The 17608-nt window shown below is 59.6% G+C and carries 14 protein-coding genes and 2 pseudogenes; 5 read left to right on the forward strand and 11 right to left on the reverse strand.

What is annotated here, in order from left to right:
• Window positions 1–128 precede the first annotated feature (128 nt).
• From ACYZTU_RS27940 to ACYZTU_RS27965, 6 genes and pseudogenes are all read right to left on the reverse strand, one after another.
• Entirely contained in the window at window positions 129–1097 is a 969-nt protein-coding gene (locus ACYZTU_RS27940; RefSeq protein WP_461967058.1) for a CDP-6-deoxy-delta-3,4-glucoseen reductase, read from the reverse strand.
• Entirely contained in the window at window positions 1097–2563 is a 1467-nt protein-coding gene (ubiD, locus tag ACYZTU_RS27945) for a 4-hydroxy-3-polyprenylbenzoate decarboxylase (protein ID WP_056738783.1), read from the reverse strand. The genes ACYZTU_RS27940 and ubiD overlap by 1 nt, the downstream gene beginning before the upstream one ends.
• A gap of 142 nt (window positions 2564–2705) precedes the next feature.
• On the reverse strand, window positions 2706–3965 hold the full coding sequence (gene rho / locus ACYZTU_RS27950; RefSeq protein ID WP_007942421.1) for a transcription termination factor Rho: 1260 nt from the start codon (window positions 3963–3965) through the stop codon (window positions 2706–2708).
• A 248-nt stretch (window positions 3966–4213) separates the two neighbouring features.
• Window positions 4214–4543 (reverse strand): thioredoxin TrxA, encoded by a 330-nt coding sequence (gene trxA / locus ACYZTU_RS27955; RefSeq protein WP_008150340.1) that lies wholly within the window; start codon window positions 4541–4543, stop codon window positions 4214–4216.
• Window positions 4544–4663: 120 nt separating this feature from the next.
• A pseudogene (locus ACYZTU_RS27960) lies at window positions 4664–4837 on the reverse strand (FCD domain-containing protein); the annotation flags it as partial.
• 113 nt (window positions 4838–4950) lie between these two features.
• A pseudogene (locus ACYZTU_RS27965) lies at window positions 4951–5100 on the reverse strand (transposase); the annotation flags it as partial.
• A gap of 214 nt (window positions 5101–5314) precedes the next feature.
• On the opposite strand from ACYZTU_RS27965, the gene ppx reads away from it, so the two are divergent.
• Window positions 5315–6817, forward strand: a complete 1503-nt coding sequence (ppx, locus tag ACYZTU_RS27970) for an exopolyphosphatase (RefSeq protein ID WP_461971186.1) — start codon at window positions 5315–5317, stop codon at window positions 6815–6817.
• 67 nt (window positions 6818–6884) lie between these two features.
• Here the strand turns inward: ppx and ppk1 are convergent, their stop codons facing one another.
• Both ppk1 and hemB read right to left on the reverse strand, forming a co-directional pair.
• Entirely contained in the window at window positions 6885–9107 is a 2223-nt protein-coding gene (gene ppk1, locus ACYZTU_RS27975; RefSeq protein ID WP_461967060.1) for a polyphosphate kinase 1, read from the reverse strand.
• Between the two features lie 17 nt (window positions 9108–9124).
• On the reverse strand, window positions 9125–10138 hold the full coding sequence (gene hemB, locus ACYZTU_RS27980) for a porphobilinogen synthase (protein WP_449645340.1): 1014 nt from the start codon (window positions 10136–10138) through the stop codon (window positions 9125–9127).
• A gap of 208 nt (window positions 10139–10346) precedes the next feature.
• On the opposite strand from hemB, the gene ACYZTU_RS27985 reads away from it, so the two are divergent.
• Window positions 10347–10970 (forward strand): DedA family protein, encoded by a 624-nt coding sequence (locus ACYZTU_RS27985; RefSeq protein WP_461967062.1) that lies wholly within the window; start codon window positions 10347–10349, stop codon window positions 10968–10970.
• Here the strand turns inward: ACYZTU_RS27985 and ACYZTU_RS27990 are convergent.
• Window positions 10951–12186 carry a sterol desaturase family protein gene (locus tag ACYZTU_RS27990; RefSeq protein WP_461967064.1) on the reverse strand — a complete coding sequence of 412 codons (1236 nt, stop codon included), beginning with the start codon at window positions 12184–12186 and terminating at the stop codon, window positions 10951–10953. The two genes, ACYZTU_RS27985 and ACYZTU_RS27990, sit on opposite strands and share 20 nt — an antisense overlap.
• Window positions 12187–12301: 115 nt before the next feature.
• Here ACYZTU_RS27990 and elbB point away from each other — a divergent pair, with 115 nt between their 5' ends.
• A complete protein-coding gene (gene elbB, locus ACYZTU_RS27995; RefSeq protein ID WP_461967066.1) occupies window positions 12302–12970 on the forward strand; it encodes an isoprenoid biosynthesis glyoxalase ElbB in 669 nt (222 codons plus the stop codon).
• 109 nt (window positions 12971–13079) lie between these two features.
• On the opposite strand, the gene ACYZTU_RS28000 is transcribed toward elbB, so the two are convergent.
• On the reverse strand, window positions 13080–13535 hold the full coding sequence (locus tag ACYZTU_RS28000; protein ID WP_282376144.1) for a YaiI/YqxD family protein: 456 nt from the start codon (window positions 13533–13535) through the stop codon (window positions 13080–13082).
• 13 nt (window positions 13536–13548) lie between these two features.
• A complete protein-coding gene (locus ACYZTU_RS28005) occupies window positions 13549–15462 on the reverse strand; it encodes an FTR1 family protein (RefSeq protein WP_461967068.1) in 1914 nt (637 codons plus the stop codon).
• A gap of 331 nt (window positions 15463–15793) precedes the next feature.
• On the opposite strand from ACYZTU_RS28005, the gene ACYZTU_RS28010 reads away from it, so the two are divergent.
• Together ACYZTU_RS28010 and ACYZTU_RS28015 are read left to right on the forward strand one after the other, a co-directional pair.
• A complete protein-coding gene (locus tag ACYZTU_RS28010) occupies window positions 15794–17188 on the forward strand; it encodes a COG3014 family protein (protein WP_461967070.1) in 1395 nt (464 codons plus the stop codon).
• A 15-nt stretch (window positions 17189–17203) separates the two neighbouring features.
• The gene (locus ACYZTU_RS28015; protein ID WP_461967072.1) at window positions 17204–17575 is read left to right on the forward strand and encodes a YcfL family protein; all 372 of its coding nucleotides are present in this window, start codon (window positions 17204–17206) and stop codon (window positions 17573–17575) included.
• The last annotated feature ends 33 nt before the right edge of the window (window positions 17576–17608 follow it).

Below are 17608 nucleotides of genomic sequence, written 5' to 3' on the forward strand. Positions count from 1 at the left end.
GTGCCATGGCACAGTTCTTAACTTATTGCCTACATGACATATAACCAACCGGCATTTAAATAAATCTGTAAATACCGATCGGCTATATAGGGAGTTATAACGATAGGACCTTGGATCAAGATCGAGGATCAAGATCGAGGGGCGTATGCAAATACGTCGGCACGCATCTGATGAGCATCCATCCCCGCTTCAACCAACGCATCAAGGGTGCCGTAGACCATCGCGGGAGAGCCGCTGGCGTAGACATGCAGCGCCTTTAGATCGGCAAAATCCTCACACACCGCCTCGTGCAGCATGCCGCAACGACCTTCCCAGCCACATTGATCGCTGACGACTTTATGCAGGAACAGATTGGGCAGCTTTAGCCATTCATCCCAATGTTCGATCTCATAAAAATCTTCAGGACGACGCACGCCCCAATACAAATGCACCGGATGTTTGAAGCCCGCGGCACGGCAATGTTCGATCAGGCTATGGATCTGGCCCATGCCGGTGCCAGCGGCAATCAGCACCAGCGGACCGTCCGGCAACTCCGCCAGATGGGTGTCGCCGAACGGCATTTCGATGCGCACCATGGCGTTGCGTTGCAGCTGCTCGATCAGGCTCAGCGCACTGCTTTCGCGCGCCAGCACATGGATCTCCAGATCGCGCCCGCCATGTGGCGCCGAGGCCAGGGAGAACGCGGATTTCTCGCCGTTCTCGCGCTCGATCATCAGGTACTGACCGGCGTGATAGCGCGGCGACTTGCCGGCCGGCGCTCGCAGACGCACACGCCAGGTATCGCCGCCGACGTCCCTGCATTCAATGACCTGACACGACAAGCTGCGCACCGGCAATTCTCCCCGCGCGAGCACGCCATCCCACAGCACGATGCAGTCTTCCAGCGGCTCTGCTATGCAAGTGTAGAACTCGCCATGGTCGCGCACACCGCCTTCCTGTTCGACCCGCCCTTCCACCAGCAACGCGGCGCACACGTGACAATTACCGTTCCGGCAGCTTTGCGGGCATTCATAGCCCAGACGCCGCGCGCCATCGAGAATCCGCTCGCCGGGCAGAATCTGTAGCACTGCTCCGGAGGGCTGCAAGGTTACACGCATCAATCTATTCCTAACTGATTCCATATGGCATCGATCCGTTGGGTCACAGCTTCATCCTTGACGATCACCCGGCCCCACTCGCGAGTGGTTTCGCCCGGCCATTTATGCGTGGCATCGAGCCCCATCTTCGAACCCAGGCCGGAGACCGGCGAGGCGAAGTCCAGGTAGTCGATAGGCGTGTTGTCGATCATCACCGTGTCGCGCTTGGGGTCCATGCGCGTGGTGATGGCCCAGATCACGTCGTTCCAGTCGCGTGCGTTGATATCGTCGTCAGTGACGATAACGAACTTGGTGTACATGAACTGTCGCAAAAACGACCAGACACCGAGCATTACCCGCTTGGCATGGCCGGGATACGACTTCTTCATGGTCACGATGGCCATGCGGTACGAGCAGCCTTCGGGCGGCAGGTAGAAGTCGGTGATCTCCGGGAACTGCTTCTGCAGGATCGGCACGAACACTTCGTTCAGCGCCACGCCGAGAATCGCCGGCTCATCCGGCGGACGGCCGGTGTAGGTGCTGTGATAAATCGGTTTGATCCGATGGGTGATGCGTTCGACGGTGAACACCGGAAAGCTGTCGACTTCGTTGTAGTAGCCGGTGTGGTCGCCGTACGGGCCTTCATCGGCCATTTCGCCCGGATGGATCACGCCTTCAAGGATGATCTCGGCAGTCGCCGGGACTTGTAGGTCGTTACCGCGGCATTTCACCAGTTCGGTGCGGTTGCCGCGCAACAAGCCAGCGAAAGCATATTCGGAAAGACTGTCCGGTACCGGCGTTACAGCGCCAAGAATGGTCGCAGGGTCGGCGCCCAGCGCCACGGACACCGGGAACGGTTGGCCAGGATGCTTCTCGCACCACTCGCGGTAATCCAGCGCGCCGCCACGGTGGCTCAGCCAGCGCATGATGACCTTGTTGCGGCCGATCACTTGCTGACGGTAGATGCCGAGGTTCTGGCGATCCTTGTTCGGACCTTTGGTGACGGTCAGGCCCCAGGTGATCAACGGGCCGACATCGCCCGGCCAGCAGGTCTGCACCGGCAGCATCGCGAGGTCGACATCGTCCCCTTCGATGACCACTTCCTGACAGACTGCGTCTTTGACCACCTTCGGTGCCATGGCGATGATCTTGCGGAAGATCGGCAGCTTGGACCAGGCATCTTTCAGGCCTTTCGGCGGCTCGGGTTCCTTGAGGAACGCCAGCAGCTTGCCGATCTCGCGCAATTCGCTGACCGCCTCTGCACCCATGCCCAGCGCTACGCGCTCAGGGGTGCCGAACAAATTGCCGAGCACTGGGATGTCATAACCCGTGGGCTTTTCGAAAAGCAGGGCCGGACCTTTGGCACGCAAGGTGCGGTCGCAGACCTCGGTCATTTCGAGTACTGGGGACACCGGAACCTGGATGCGCTTGAGTTCGCCGCGCTTTTCCAGGCCGCTGATAAAGTCGCGCAAGTCGCGATACTGCATGCGTGAGCCTCGTGTTGGCCGTGGCGTTCGGGGGGAGGCAGTTTAGCGCCGAACCCCTCTATTCAGAACCACGAACTGCCGGTTCATCAAAAATCAGATAGCAAAAAGCCGGGTTTCCCCGGCTTTTGCTGACCTGATCGATTTACTTGCGTTTCATCGACAGGAAGAACTCATCGTTGGTCTTGGTCGTTTTCAGCTTGTCGACCAAGAACTCAATGGCAGCGATTTCGTCCATCGGGTGCAGCAGCTTGCGAAGGATCCACATGCGTTGCAACTCGTCGTCGGCCGTCAGCAACTCTTCGCGGCGGGTGCCGGAACGGTTGATGTTGATGGCCGGGAAGACGCGTTTTTCGGCGATGCGGCGATCCAGAGGCAGTTCCATGTTGCCCGTGCCTTTGAATTCTTCGTAGATCACTTCATCCATCTTCGAGCCGGTTTCAACCAGCGCGGTAGCGATGATGGTCAGCGAACCGCCTTCTTCGATGTTCCGCGCGGCGCCGAAGAAACGTTTCGGTTTCTCCAGGGCGTGGGCATCGACACCACCGGTGAGTACTTTGCCGGAGCTCGGGATCACGGTGTTGTAGGCGCGAGCCAGACGGGTGATGGAGTCGAGCAGAATCACCACGTCCTTCTTGTGTTCGACCAGGCGCTTGGCCTTCTCGATCACCATTTCGGCAACCTGCACGTGGCGGGTTGGCGGCTCGTCGAACGTCGAGGCAACCACTTCGCCGCGCACGGTGCGCTGCATTTCGGTGACTTCTTCCGGACGTTCGTCGATCAACAATACGATCAGATGAACTTCAGGATTGTTACGAGCGATGTTCGCTGCGATGTTCTGCAGCATGATGGTTTTACCGGCTTTCGGCGGTGCAACGATCAAACCGCGCTGGCCTTTGCCGATCGGGGCGCACAGGTCGATGACACGACCGGTCAAGTCTTCGGTGGAACCGTTGCCGGCTTCCATCTTCATGCGCACGGTCGGGAACAGCGGGGTCAGGTTCTCGAAGAGAATCTTGTTTTTCGCGTTCTCGGGACGGTCGTAGTTGATCGTGTCGACCTTGAGCAGCGCGAAATAACGCTCGCCTTCCTTTGGAGGGCGGATCTTGCCAACGATGGTGTCACCGGTGCGCAAGTTGAAGCGACGGATCTGGCTCGGCGAGACGTAAATATCGTCTGGGCCTGCAAGATAGGAAGCGTCAGCGGAGCGAAGGAAGCCGAAGCCGTCCTGGAGAATCTCCAGCACGCCATCACCGGAGATTTCCTCGCCGCTTTTAGCGTGCTTTTTGAGCAGGGAGAAAATCACGTCCTGCTTGCGCGAACGGGCCATATTTTCTATGCCCATCTGTTCGGCCAATTCGAGCAGTTCGGTAATCGGCTTTTGCTTGAGTTCAGTCAGATTCATATAGGAATGACGTAATCATTTATGGAGGGGGGGAAATTAAGCTTTTGGCTTAATGAGGCCGCGCCGCAGAGAAGGCGACAGGATCGCGTACTTATTCGAAAAGGAGTGCGTCGGCGACGGCTAGTAGGGGGCAGTGGAGAAACCAGTGCGGGGCCGAATGTACCACCTGAGTTTCGGAGCGTCTAGCCCTCAATAACGAAAAGGCCCCGCAATATGCGGGGCCTTTTTGATGACGCTTTAAACGACGCTTAGATGTTGGCGTCGAGGAAAGCAGCCAGCTGCGACTTCGACAGTGCGCCGACCTTGGTCGCTTCGACGTTGCCGTTCTTGAACAACATCAGCGTCGGGATACCACGCACGCCATGCTTGGCCGGAGTTTCCTGGTTTTCGTCGATGTTCAGTTTGGCAACGGTCAGCTTGCCTTTGTAGGTTTCAGCAATTTCGTCCAGAACAGGAGCGATCATTTTGCAAGGGCCGCACCATTCAGCCCAGTAGTCGACCAGTACAGCGCCTTCGGCCTTGAGGACGTCGACGTCGAAGCTAGCGTCGGTGACGTGTTTAATAAGATCGCTGCTCATGGAAGTCTCCAGGTTGTAAGCAAAAAAACGTGGCCCATCATAGCCGCCCTTCCCTCGTTCAGGAAGGTGCAGATGATTGAGTCTCGCTATGGTGCCGCATGAGTTTGGGTATAGCTCAAGTCAGGTGGTGGCGGGAGCGACGAAGGCAATTGTGGTGCGCAAGGCGGCGTTGCGCACCATGTTCGTGCATGGCCTACTGCGCCGCGCCAGACGCCCGCCGGGCCAGCGCGCGGAGGATTTTTCGGTGTTCCTGCCAGGTGCCATGGCGCGCTCGGGCCGGATGAACGGTAGCTTTGATCTCCAGCCTCGGCAAGAACCCCGAGCGCGAGAAGGTCATTGACTGCTCCCGTGCCAAAACTCCCTGCCCCGCTGCTTCGCCCGCACCTCCATCGAGCTGTTCCAGGGCACGCCGCACCGTGCACTTGGAAGGCCGCTACCCATTGGCGCAACGAGGAAAAATCCACCCCGTGACGATGCGCGACCTCTCTAAACCCCGCTTTGCCGGAACAGTAATCCTGTACCGCTGATAACTTTGCTTGAACAGTGTACTTACCCATGAAACACCCCATCAGTGTGTCCAACTTTTGGGGTGCAGACCACTCTGCGCGGGAATGTCTCAACGGACGCTCTGCGTCCGCTTTTGGGACGCGGAGCGTCCCGGGCTGCATTCCTTTGCTGCGCCTGGGAACGATCGGCAATAAACCGTACGCGTTGGCGGCAGCGTTTGATCGTGGCACGATGTCGAGGTTAACGACCGAGACCCCCCTGACCATGCCGCAATCTCAAGCCAAGAATCTGTCCCTGATCGCCGCAATTGACCTGGGCTCCAACAGCTTTCACATGGTCGTGGCCAAGGCCCAAAATGGCGAAATCCGTATTCTCGAACGTCTCGGGGAGAAGGTTCAGCTGGCCGCCGGCATCGACGATGAGCGCCAGCTCAGCGAAGAATCCATGCAACGCGGGCTCGATTGCCTGAAGCGTTTCGCCCAACTGATCAACGGTATGCCGCCCGGTGCCGTGCGGATCGTCGGCACCAACGCCCTGCGTGAAGCCCGTAACCGTGGCGAATTCATCCGCCGCGCCGAAGAAATTCTTGGCCACCCGGTGGAAGTCATCTCCGGCCGTGAAGAAGCGCGGCTGATCTACCTCGGCGTTTCCCACACCCTCGCCGACACCCCGGGCAAGCGCCTGGTGGCTGACATCGGCGGCGGCAGCACCGAATTCATCATCGGCCAGCGCTTCGAACCGCTGCTGCGCGAAAGCCTGCAAATGGGCTGCGTGAGTTTCACCCAGCGCTATTTCAAGGACGGCAAGATCACCCCGGCCCGCTACGCCCAGGCGTACACGGCAGCGCGGCTGGAAATCATGAGCATCGAACACGCTCTGCACCGCCTGACCTGGGACGAAGCCATCGGCTCCTCGGGCACCATTCGCGCCATCGGTCTGGCGTTGAAGGCCGGGGGGCATGGCACTGGCGAGGTCAATGCCGAAGGCCTGGCCTGGCTCAAGCGCAAGCTGTTCAAACTCGGCGACGCCGAGAAGATCGACTTCGAAGGCATCAAGCCCGACCGTCGGGCGATCTTCCCGGCGGGCCTGGCAATTCTCGAAGCGATCTTCGACGCGCTCGAACTGCAACGCATGGACCACTGTGAAGGCGCCCTGCGCGAAGGTGTGCTCTATGACCTGCTGGGCCGTCATCATCACGAAGACGTCCGTGAGCGCACGCTCAGCTCGTTGATGGAGCGTTATCACGTCGATCTGGAACAAGCGGTGCGCGTTGAGCACAAGGCGTTGCATGCCTTCGATCAAGTGGCTGAGGATTGGGATCTGGATGACGGCGTCTGGCGCGAATTGCTCGGCTGGGCGGCCAAGGTTCATGAAGTGGGCCTGGACATCGCTCACTATCACTACCACAAGCACGGCGCCTACCTGATCGAGCACTCGGACCTGGCCGGGTTCTCCCGCGAAGACCAGCAAATGCTCGCGCTATTGGTGCGTGGCCACCGACGCAATATTCCCCGGGACAAGTTTGCCGAGTTCGGCGATGAAGGCATCAAGCTGATTCGCCTGTGCGTGCTGCTGCGCTTTGCGATCCTGTTCCATCACATCCGCGGCACCCAGGAAATGCCTCAGGTCGTGCTGCACGCCAATGGCGACAGCCTGGATGTGCTGTTCCCGGACAACTGGCTGGACGAAAACCAGCTGACCCAGGCTGACTTCGGTCTGGAAGCAGAATGGCTGACCCGCGTCGGCTTCATGCTCAACGTTCGCTGAAAGCTTCTGAAAGCAAAAAAGGGCGATCCACTTGGATCGCCCTTTTTTTCGCCCAAAATAATCCGCGTTAACGAACGGTCAGAATCGGGCTACCCAAACGCTCCAGCAGTGTTGCCTGGGCGCTGCGCGGGTTCTGGTTGCCGGTCGGCGTGTTGCGGATGTAACGGCCGTCCGCCTGCAAGCTCCAGCTGTGAGTGTTATCGGTGAGATAAAGCTCCAGCTCTTTCTTGACCCGCATGATCAGCTTCTTGCCCTCGACCGGGAAGCAAGTCTCGACGCGCTTGTCGAGGTTGCGCTCCATCCAGTCGGCACTGGACAGGAACATCTGCTCTTCGCCGCCATTGAGGAAGTAGAAGACCCGGGTGTGCTCCAGGAAGCGCCCGATGATCGAGCGTACGTGGATGTTATGCGAAACCCCGGCGATGCCCGGACGCAGACAGCACATGCCACGCACCACCAGATCGATACGCACCCCGGACTGACTGGCCTTGTACAGCGCGCGGATAATCTTCGGATCGGTCAGCGAGTTGAACTTGGCGATGATGTGCGCCGGTTTGCCGTCGAGAGCGAACTGGGTCTCGCGGGCAATCATGTCGAGCATGCCCTTCTTCAGCGTGAACGGCGCGTGCAGCAGCTTCTTCATGCGCAGGGTTTTACCCATGCCGATCAACTGGCTGAACAGTTTGCCGACGTCTTCGCACAAGGCGTCGTCGGACGTCAGCAGGCTGTAGTCGGTGTACAGACGGGCGTTCGCCGCGTGGTAGTTGCCGGTACCCAAGTGGGCGTAACGGACAATCTCACCGGCTTCGCGACGCAAAATCAGCATCATCTTGGCGTGGGTCTTGAAGCCCACCACGCCGTAGATCACCACCGCACCGGCCGCTTGCAGACGGCTGGCCAGTTGCAGGTTGGACTCTTCGTCGAACCGTGCCCGCAATTCGATCACCGCGGTGACTTCCTTGCCGTTACGCGCCGCATCGACCAGCGCATCGACGATTTCCGAGTTGGCGCCGGAGCGGTACAGGGTCTGACGGACCGCCAATACATGCGGGTCCTTGGCCGCCTGGCGCAGCAGGTCGACCACCGGCGTGAACGACTCGAACGGGTGCAGCAGCAGGATGTCCTGCTTGCTGATCACACTGAAAATGTTCTCGCTGTTCTGCAGCAGTTTCGGGATCTGCGGGGTGAACGGCATGTATTGCAGCTCACGCTGACTGTCCAGACCGGTGATGCTGAACAGGCGGGTCAGGTTGACCGGACCGTTGACCTGGTACAGCTCGGTTTCGTGCAGGTTGAACTGCTTGAGCAAATAGTCGGACAACTGTTTCGGGCAGGTGTCGGCAACTTCAAGACGCACCGCGTCGCCGTAGCGACGGGAGAACAACTCGCCGCGCAGGGCGCGGGCCAGGTCTTCTACATCTTCGGTGTCGACGGAAAGGTCGGCGTTACGGGTCAGACGGAACTGGTAGCAGCCCTTCACCTTCATGCCCTGAAACAGGTCATCGGCGTGAGCGTGAATCATCGACGACAGGAACACGTAGTTGTCGCCAGAGCCGCCCACCTCTTCCGGCAACTTGATGACGCGCGGCAGCAGACGTGGCGCCGGGATGATCGCCAGACCGGAATCGCGGCCGAAGGCGTCGATACCTTCAAGCTCGACGATGAAGTTCAGGCTCTTGTTGACCAGCAACGGGAATGGGTGCGTTGGGTCAAGGCCAATCGGGGTAATGATCGGCGCAATCTCGTCTCGGAAATAGCGGCGCACCCAGGTTTTGATCTTGGTGGTCCAGTGACGCCGGCGGATGAAGCGCACCTGATGCTTTTCCAGTTCCGGCAACAGAATGTCGTTGAGGATCGCGTACTGGCGGTCAACGTGACCGTGTACCAGCTCACTGATGCGGGCCAGGGCCTGATGCGGTTGCAGGCCATCGGCGCCAGCCTGTTCACGGGCGAAGGTGATCTGCTTCTTCAGACCGGCCACACGAATTTCGAAGAACTCGTCCAGGTTGCTGGAGAAGATCAGCAGAAACTTCAGCCGCTCCAGCAACGGGTAGGACTCGTCCAGCGCCTGTTCCAGCACGCGGATGTTGAACTGCAGTTGCGAGAGCTCGCGATGGATGTACAGGCTGCTGTCATCCAGGCCGGGAATGGCAATCGCCGGCGCCGCATGTGCGGGTTCGACCACCACCGCGGGTGGAGCAGGCTCCAGTTCCGGCGGGGTTTCGGCGATTTGCTCCACCACAGGTTGAGCGTCTTTTACGGCAACTTCAGTGAGGACTTCGGTATTCATCAATGTTCCTGGGAGGGCTATTTTTGCTCTCGTAACAATTGAGCAGCACGGACGGCAAAGTAAGTCAGGATGCCATCGGCGCCTGCACGTTTAAAAGCGGTCAGGGATTCGAGGATAACCCCTTCGCTCAACCAGCCATTCTGGATTGCCGCCATGTGCATGGCGTATTCACCGCTGACCTGATAAACAAAGGTCGGCACTTTAAATTCTTCTTTGACCCGGTAGAGGATGTCCAGATACGGCATGCCTGGCTTGACCATGACCATGTCCGCGCCTTCTGACAAGTCCGCCGCCACTTCATGCAGGGCTTCGTTGCTGTTGGCCGGGTCCATCTGATAGGAGGCCTTGTTGGCCTTGCCCAGGTTCAGCGCCGAACCGACCGCATCGCGGAACGGGCCGTAATAGGCGCTGGCGTACTTCGCCGAGTAGGCCATGATCCGCACGTTGACGTGATCGGCCAGTTCAAGCGCTTCGCGGATCGCCTGGATGCGACCGTCCATCATGTCCGACGGGGCCACCACCTGAGCGCCGGCTGCGGCGTGGGACAGCGCCTGCTTGACCAGTGCATCGACGGTGATGTCGTTCTGCACGTAGCCTTCTTCGTCGAGGATACCGTCCTGACCGTGGGTGGTGAACGGGTCCAGGGCGACGTCGGTGATCACACCCAGTTCCGGGAACTGCGCACGCAACGCACGGGTCGCGCGCTGGGCAATCCCGTTGGGGTTCCAGGCTTCGGCGGCGTCCAGGGATTTGAGCTCCGGCGGCGTCACCGGGAACAACGCCAAGGCAGGAATCCCCAGCTCGACCCATTTGGCCGCTTCTTCAAGCAACAGATCGATGGTCAGGCGCTCGACGCCTGGCATCGACGCCACCGCTTCGCGACGGTTTTCACCGTCCAGCACGAACACCGGCAGGATGAGGTCGTCGACACTCAGAACATTTTCACGAACCAGTCGACGCGAAAAATCATCACGACGGTTGCGACGCAGGCGAGTTGCTGGAAACAAACGGTTGGCGGGGGTGAAGCTCACGGCAGACTCCTGAGCCCGCGCTGGCGGGCGAGCGTGACAGTTATAAGCGGCCATTATGACGAACAGATGACAGTTATGTGCACCCCTGTAACAGGTAGGCGCATTCCATTGTCCTTGTAGGATATGTTCACGTCGAGACACATTTGGACACTTTCATGAATGTGCCCGAAGGGTTAGGCTGCGCGTTCATTTCGCCAGCATCCAGACAATGCTCCAACAATTTCTTCAGGAATTCGGCTACTTCGCCCTCTTTCTCGGCACGTTTTTCGAAGGCGAAACCATTCTGGTGCTCGCAGGCTTCCTCGCGTTCCGCGGATACATGGACCTCAAATTGGTCATGATCGTGGCGTTCCTCGGCAGTTATGCCGGTGATCAGCTGTGGTATTTCCTGGGGCGCAAGCACGGCCGCAAGTTGCTGGCGCGCAAACCGCGCTGGCAATTGATGGGCGACCGGGCGCTGGAACATATCCGCAGGCACCCGGACATCTGGGTGCTGAGCTTCCGCTTTGTCTATGGCCTGCGCACGGTGATGCCGGTGGCGATCGGCCTGTCGGGCTATCCGCCGGGACGTTATCTGCTGCTCAACGGGATTGGTGCCGCGATCTGGGCCGCCGCACTGGCTGCTGCCGCTTATCACTTCGGCGCGGTGCTCGAAGGCATGCTCGGCAGCGTCAAGAAGTACGAGTTGTGGGTGCTCGGTGCCCTGCTGGTACTGGGCCTGTGCCTATGGCTGCGCCGGCGCTTCAAGAATGCCCGTCTGGCGAAGAAGATCTACGCCGACGAGCAGGCCGAGTTGGCCAAGTCTAACGAGACTAAGACGCCAACCGAGTGAAACGGTTTCTGCAACAGTAGAGACCGATCCCGCTGAGCAGGCTGTAACTGAGCAAGCCGACCCAGCCCACCGCGCTGGCCGGCCACAGCCCAACGACCGGCGCCAGCCACACCAGCGGCACATTCGACGCCAGGCGCAGCAGCTCCAGCTTCAGCGCCCACGGGCGATTCTCCAGGGCCACGCCCAACGTAAACAAACCCAGCGCAACAGCACTCCAGCCGAGCACCAGCGCGGCGGTTGGCAAACTCAGCTCCAGGTTCATCAAATAGCTGCCAAGCGCGATGTAGGCGCAGAACTGAAACACGACGTAAAGCTGCTGACGTCCGTCCAGCGGCACCTCGAATTTACGGAACTGACTCAGGTCTGGCTTGTTCATCGGGTACTTGGCCGCCACATCCGCCGGACGCCAACCGGTGCGCATGAACCAGATGCGCAGCGTGTCCCATTTGCTATGCGCACGCCGCGCGTCATCCCACAGCTGCGCGTAGAACTGCACGTTCGCCCACAACGGATTCCAGCTCGCAAGCGGCGTGGTCACGCCGAAAATCACCGGTTCGTTGTCGTCCTCTTCCTGGAACGAGCCAAATAGACGGTCCCAAATAATGAACACCCCGCCGTAGTTGCGATCCATGTAGAGAGCGTTCTGTGCATGGTGAGCCCGATGATTGGACGGCGTGACGAAGAACCACTCGAACCAGCCGAGCTTGGGAATGTGTTTGGTATGCACCCAGAATTGGTACAGCAAGTTCAGCGCGGCGACGCTGACGAACACCAGCAACGGCACGCCGAGCACGGCCATCGGCAGGTAGAAGATCCAGCTCAACAGGAAGCCAGTACTGGTCTGGCGCAGCGCCGTGGAAAGGTTGTAGTCCTCGCTCTGGTGATGCACCGAATGCGCCGCCCAAAGGATGTTGCGTTCGTGGCCCATGCGATGCAGCCAGTAGTAGCAGAAGTCGTAGAGGACGAAGGCAAACACCCAGACCCAAACGCTGTCGGCCGAGAGTTCTAAAAGCGCCAGATGCTCAAGGGCAAAGCCATAGGTCACTAGCCCGACACCTTTGGTCAACAGGCCAGTGGTGGTCGACAACACACCGGTGCTGATGCTGTTGATCGCGTCGGCCACGCGATAATTGCTCACCCCGCGCCAACGGTCGGCCAGCAGTTCGACGGCAATCAGCACAAAGAAAAACGGCACCGCATACAGTATGAAGTCCATGACGCGCCCCGATCGGAATCTTGAGGACAGATGCTAGGTGTAGCCGCGAATTAACCCTATGGCAACGAGTGACAAATTAGTGGACATTTAACGCCATGAATCTGGAGAAAAGCCCATGAGCAAAAAAATTGCAGTGATCCTATCCGGCTGTGGCGTGTACGACGGCGCCGAGATCCATGAAAGCGTGATCACCCTGCTGCGTCTGGACCAGCGGGGTGCTCTGGTGCAGTGTTTCGCACCGAACATCGCGCAGTTAAATGTGATCAACCATCTGACCGGCGAAGAAATGCCCGAGTCGCGCAATGTGCTGGTGGAGTCGGCGCGGATCGCCCGGGGCAACATCAAAGACATTCGTGAGGCCGACGTCGAAGACTTCGACGCGCTGATCGTGCCCGGTGGTTTCGGGGCGGCCAAAAACCTGTCGAACTTTGCCATCGAAGGCGCCGGCTGCACGGTTCAACCGGACGTCCTGGCGTTGACCGAAGCGTTCGCCGAAGCGGGCAAACCGGTCGGTTTGATCTGCATTTCGCCTGCACTGGCGGCGAAAATCTATGGACCGGGCGTGACCTGCACCATCGGCAACGACGCCGATACCGCCGCCGCCATGAACAAAATGGGCGCTACACACACAGACTGCGCGGTCACTGACATCGTTGAAGACAAAGCACGCAAACTGGTCAGCACCCCGGCGTACATGCTGGCGCAGAGCATCAGTGAAGCGGCTTCGGGTATCAACAAACTGGTCGACCGTGTTCTGGAATTGACCCACGAAAACGACGCCTGAGACCTGATCGTTCCCACGCTCCGCGTGGGAATGCAGCCCGGGACGCTCCGCGTCCCAAAGCGGACGCACAGCGTCCAGTGAGGCATTCCCACGCAGAGCGTGGGAACGATCATTGTGAACGGGATAACCGCGTGAGGATCCGGTCCAGTGCATTGGCAAACGCTTGCTTTTCACGCTCGCCAAACGGCGCTGGCCCGCCGCTCATCTGCCCCTGTTCACGTAGATCGGTGAACAGGTTACGCACCGCCAACCGATCGCCCATGTTCTGCGCATCGAACTCTTTGCCCCGTGGATCCAGCGCTGCAACGCCCTTTTTAACCAGACGGTCGGCCAGCGGCACATCGCTGCAGATCACCAATTCGCCGGGTACCGCGTATTCCACCAGGTAGTCGTCGGCGGCATCCGGGCCACTCGGCACCACGATCAATTTCACCAGGGCCAAACCCGGCTTGATCTGCGGCTGTCCAGCCACCAGCACCACTTCGAACTGGCGCTTGAGAGCGAACTTCACTACCAGATCCTTGGCCGCCCGAGGGCAGGCGTCGGCATCGATCCAGACACGCATTGTGTTTTTCCTTTTAACGGATCACTTGGTCAGGAAGCCGGCACCGCCGCTTCTCGGCCATCCGGCCGCGACTGTACAGCACGATGATCGCCATGATCGCCACGACCTGAGCACCCAGCGAATATGCATCAGCGTGGATGCCCAGCCAGTCGAAGTCAAAGAACGGCACCGGTCGGGTGCCGAAAATCCCGGCTTCCTGCAACGCCTTCACGCCGTGCCCGGCAAACACCACCGACAGCGCGCACAGCAAGCCGGCGTTGATGCTGAAAAACAGCGACAGCGGCAGCTTCGCCGAGCCACGCAGAATCACCCACGCCAGACCGACCAGCAACACCAACGCCGTCGCACCACCCGCCAACACCGCGTTATGACCCGCCGGACCGGCCTGCAGCCACAGGGTCTCGTAGAACAGAATCACTTCAAACAGCTCGCGATACACCGAGAAGAACGCCAGCGTCGCAAACCCGAAACGCCCACCGCCACCCACCAGGCTGCTCTTGATGTAATCCTGCCAGGCCGCTGCGTGACGACGATCGTGCATCCACACGCCGAGCCAGAGCACCATGACGGCGGCAAACAACGCCGTTGCACCTTCCAGCAATTCGCGCTGCGAACCGCTGACATCGATCACGTACGCGGCCAGCGCCCAGGTCGCCAGACCCGCCAGCAGCGCCAGCCCCCAACCGACGTTAACGCTGCGTACCGCCGATTGCTGGCCGGTATTGCGCAGGAACGCGAGGATCGCTGCCAGCACCAGAATCGCTTCCAGGCCTTCGCGCAGCAGAATCAGCAAACCGGAAATGTAGCTCAGGGACCCACTTAAGCCATCGCTGCCCAGCAGGCCGGCGGATTCCTTCAACTTGGCCTTGGCCGCGTCCAGACGCTGCTGGGCCTGGGCCACCGGCAAACCATCCTGCAACGACTGACGGTATGCCATCAGCGATTTTTCAGTGTCTTTGCGCACGTTGGCGTCGACGTTATCCAGCGAGCTTTCGACCAGTTCGAAACCCTCCAGATAAGCCGCCACCGACAGGTCATAGGCCTGATCGTGATCGCCGGCACGGTAGGCCGCCATGCTTTTGTCCAGGGTCGCGGCGGTGTAGTCGAGCAATTGCGCCGGGCCACGCTTGACCTGCGGCGGTTGCGCCCGCTGCGCACGGAAGGTCGCCGCCGCTTGCGGCCCCTCGGCGACCTGCACTTCTGCGGGAGTCTGACGGGCCAGGTCGGCGATGTTGTAGGTCTTTTCGGATTTTGCAGCAGCCGGATCGGCGCTGAAGCTGGCGATGTAGGTCGCCAGATCCCAACGCTGACGATCGTCCAGCTGATCGGCGAAGGCCGGCATATCGGTGCCTTCGACTCCGAGGCCCAAGGTGCTGTAGATCCCGTAGAGGCTCAGGTGATCCAGCCGCGTCGCATCACGCAGATTGGACGGCGGCGGCGTCAGACCGACACCCGCCGGACCATCCCCGGCACCCGCGTCACCGTGGCAAACCGAACAATGCTGAGCGTACAACGGCGCACCACGGGAAGGATCCGGCGTAATGATCGGTGTCTGGCTGACCTCATAGGCCACGGCCAGCCTGGCGCCGAGTTGCCGTGCCTGGCGACCGACGTCCGCGCCGTCCTGACGCGCAGCGATCGCGCTGCGCAGCGTGCTGACACCCTGCTCCAACCCGGCTTTTTCCGGTTTGGCCGGCATCGCGGCGATCAAGCCTTGCAGTACCTTGATAAATTCGAGCTGCTCTTGGTATTCGGACTCATCAATGACCTTGCCCGCGTGCACCGTTTCCGGGTAATCCGCGCCGATGTAATCGAGCAAATGCAGCGCTTGTGGTGCGCCTTCCATGGTGTCAGCCAACAGATTGAAACTGCACAAGGCAAACAGCGGCAACACCAGCCAGGCCAGGCAACGGGACGGGGCAGTCATGAATGAATCTCGATTGGAAATACGAAGTAACACATTGTTCACTTCCAATGACTTTCACTCAAGCTTTGTTGTGCGGTGATCGGCACGGCTTGTGATCAGCTGCTTAGGTTCGCGCTTCCGAAGCATAGTGGCACTTCGTGAAAATTCGAAATTAAAAAGCCATTACATAGCCAGCGTCACTGCTTATAATGCCGCGCCCTCGTTATCGCGAACGGCATTTAAGCTCCTCTTGTGTTATGAGGAATTGGCAGGAGGCCAACATCCCCGCCAGTAGGTCCCATCAGCCCGACCAGCATTTGCGGCTGCTTACATTCAGGGAAGAAGTACCCCAATGGCATCCCGCGCCCTTACCTCGATCGCGCTCAGCGCAGTCACCTTGCTCTCCGGTTGCTCGGCGTTTCGAAACTACGACTCCGAACTGGCCCAAACCAACCAGCAACTGGCGGCCGGCAATGTCGATGCCGCGTTGACCCTGCTGGAAAAGAACAACACCAGCCCGGACAAAGACCTGCTCTATTTCTTCGAGAAGGGTGAACTGCTGCGCGCCAAGGGCGATTTGTCCGGCAGCCAGAACGCCTGGACCAGCGCCGATCAAGTGGTTGGCAAATGGGAAGACTCGGTCAAGCTTGATACCGGCAAATACCTCGCCCAGTTCGGCAGTTTCGTGGTGAACGACAAGGTTCGTCGCTACGAAGGCTACGATTACGAAAAAGTCATGCTGACCACGCAGATGGCCCTCAACCTGTTGGCGGTCAACGACTTCGACGGCGCGCGCCTGTCGATCAAGAAGACCCACGAACGGGAGGCCGTGATCGCCGATCTGCGCGACAAGGAATACCTCAAGAGCGAAGAGCAAGCCGAGAAAGAAGGCGTCAAAACCCAGTACAAGGATTTGCAGGGTTACCCGGTCGCCAGCCTCGACGCACCGGAAGTGGTCAGCTTGAAAAACAGCTACCAGAGCGCGTTCAGCCACTACCTGGCCGGCTTCGTCTACGAAGCCCTGGGTGAAAAAGACTTGGCCGCACCGGGCTATCGCAAAGCCGCCGAACTGCGCCCGAACACGCCACTGCTGGAACAGGCTCTGGTAAATCTCGACAAGCCCAGTAGCAAGAACGAGGAAAGCGACATCCTGATCGTCGTGCAAAGCGGTCTGGCGCCGTCGCGCGATTCCATCCGCATTCCATTGCCCTTGCCGATCAGCAACCAGCTGGTGATCACGCCACTGTCGTTCCCGATCATCAAGGCGGACACCTCCACCGCCACGCTCACCCAGATTGGCGTGGACGGCCAGCAACTGAACTTGACGCAACTCAACAGCACCACTGCCATGTCCCGTCGCGCACTGCGTGACGATATGCCGGGCATCATTCTGCGCACCACCGTGCGTGCGGTGACCAAAGGCGTAGCGCAGAAGCAGATCAACGAAACCAACCCGCTGGCGGGCCTGGCAGTCGGCATCACTTCAGCCGTGCTCGAAGGTGCCGATACCCGTACGTGGCGCACCCTGCCGGACAACACCCAAGTGGTGCGTCTGCGCTTGAAGAAAGGTGAGCACCAAGTCACCCTGCCGAGCGCCGTGGGCGGTTCGGTGGTCAAGGTCACCGTCGATCAGCGTTACCAGGTCATTAGCCTGCGCGCCGTGGGCAATCAGGTGTTCGCCAGCGGCTTGGCCGCGCACGTGATCCCGAGCGCCAACCCGACCGCCGTGGCCAGCCTCAAACCTTAAGAACGGAGTCTTTGCATGCGTTTCATACTCATCACTGTCGTCGCCCTGGCCTTGTTGGCCGGGTGCGCCACCCCGCCACCGCCGGAACCTGGCAGCGCCGCCAGCAAGGTCGTGGCCATGGGCAAACTCAAAAACATCGTGGTCGGCGCCATGCGCGTCGCCCGGGAAAACGGTTTCATGACGGTCAATGCGCAGCTGAGCAACACCAGCTTCAACAACAAGACCTTCTACTACCGCTTTGCCTGGCTCGGCCCTGAAGGCTTCCCCGTCGCCGAAGAAGAAACCTGGAAAAGCCAGATGATGTACGGCGAGCAGACCAGCTTCATTCAGGCGATCGCGCCAACCGCCAAAGCCGTGGATTTCCGTCTGGAAATTAAAACGCCTTAAGCCCGACACCCTATTCGTTCAGTTCTAGAGAGC

It is taken from the genome of Pseudomonas sp. HLT2-19-2, assembly GCF_054898005.1.

Bases quoted from the DNA above. Each gene is read 5' to 3' on its own strand.
- ACYZTU_RS27940 (WP_461967058.1), bottom strand. From the start codon at position 1,097: ATGCGTGTAACCTTGCAGCCCTCCGGAGCAGTGCTACAGATTCTGCCC.
- ACYZTU_RS28000 (WP_282376144.1), bottom strand. From the start codon at position 13,535: ATGCGTGTCTGGATCGATGCCGACGCCTGCCCTCGGGCGGCCAAGGAT.
- ppx (WP_461971186.1), top strand. From the start codon at position 5,315: ATGCCGCAATCTCAAGCCAAGAATCTGTCCCTGATCGCCGCAATTGAC.
- ACYZTU_RS28010 (WP_461967070.1), top strand. From the start codon at position 15,794: ATGGCATCCCGCGCCCTTACCTCGATCGCGCTCAGCGCAGTCACCTTG.
- ppk1 (WP_461967060.1), bottom strand. From the start codon at position 9,107: ATGAATACCGAAGTCCTCACTGAAGTTGCCGTAAAAGACGCTCAACCT.
- ACYZTU_RS27985 (WP_461967062.1), top strand. From the start codon at position 10,347: ATGCTCCAACAATTTCTTCAGGAATTCGGCTACTTCGCCCTCTTTCTC.
- ACYZTU_RS28005 (WP_461967068.1), bottom strand. From the start codon at position 15,462: ATGACTGCCCCGTCCCGTTGCCTGGCCTGGCTGGTGTTGCCGCTGTTT.
- trxA (WP_008150340.1), bottom strand. From the start codon at position 4,543: ATGAGCAGCGATCTTATTAAACACGTCACCGACGCTAGCTTCGACGTC.
- rho (WP_007942421.1), bottom strand. From the start codon at position 3,965: ATGAATCTGACTGAACTCAAGCAAAAGCCGATTACCGAACTGCTCGAA.
- ubiD (WP_056738783.1), bottom strand. From the start codon at position 2,563: ATGCAGTATCGCGACTTGCGCGACTTTATCAGCGGCCTGGAAAAGCGC.
- elbB (WP_461967066.1), top strand. From the start codon at position 12,302: ATGAGCAAAAAAATTGCAGTGATCCTATCCGGCTGTGGCGTGTACGAC.
- ACYZTU_RS27990 (WP_461967064.1), bottom strand. From the start codon at position 12,186: ATGGACTTCATACTGTATGCGGTGCCGTTTTTCTTTGTGCTGATTGCC.
- ACYZTU_RS28015 (WP_461967072.1), top strand. From the start codon at position 17,204: ATGCGTTTCATACTCATCACTGTCGTCGCCCTGGCCTTGTTGGCCGGG.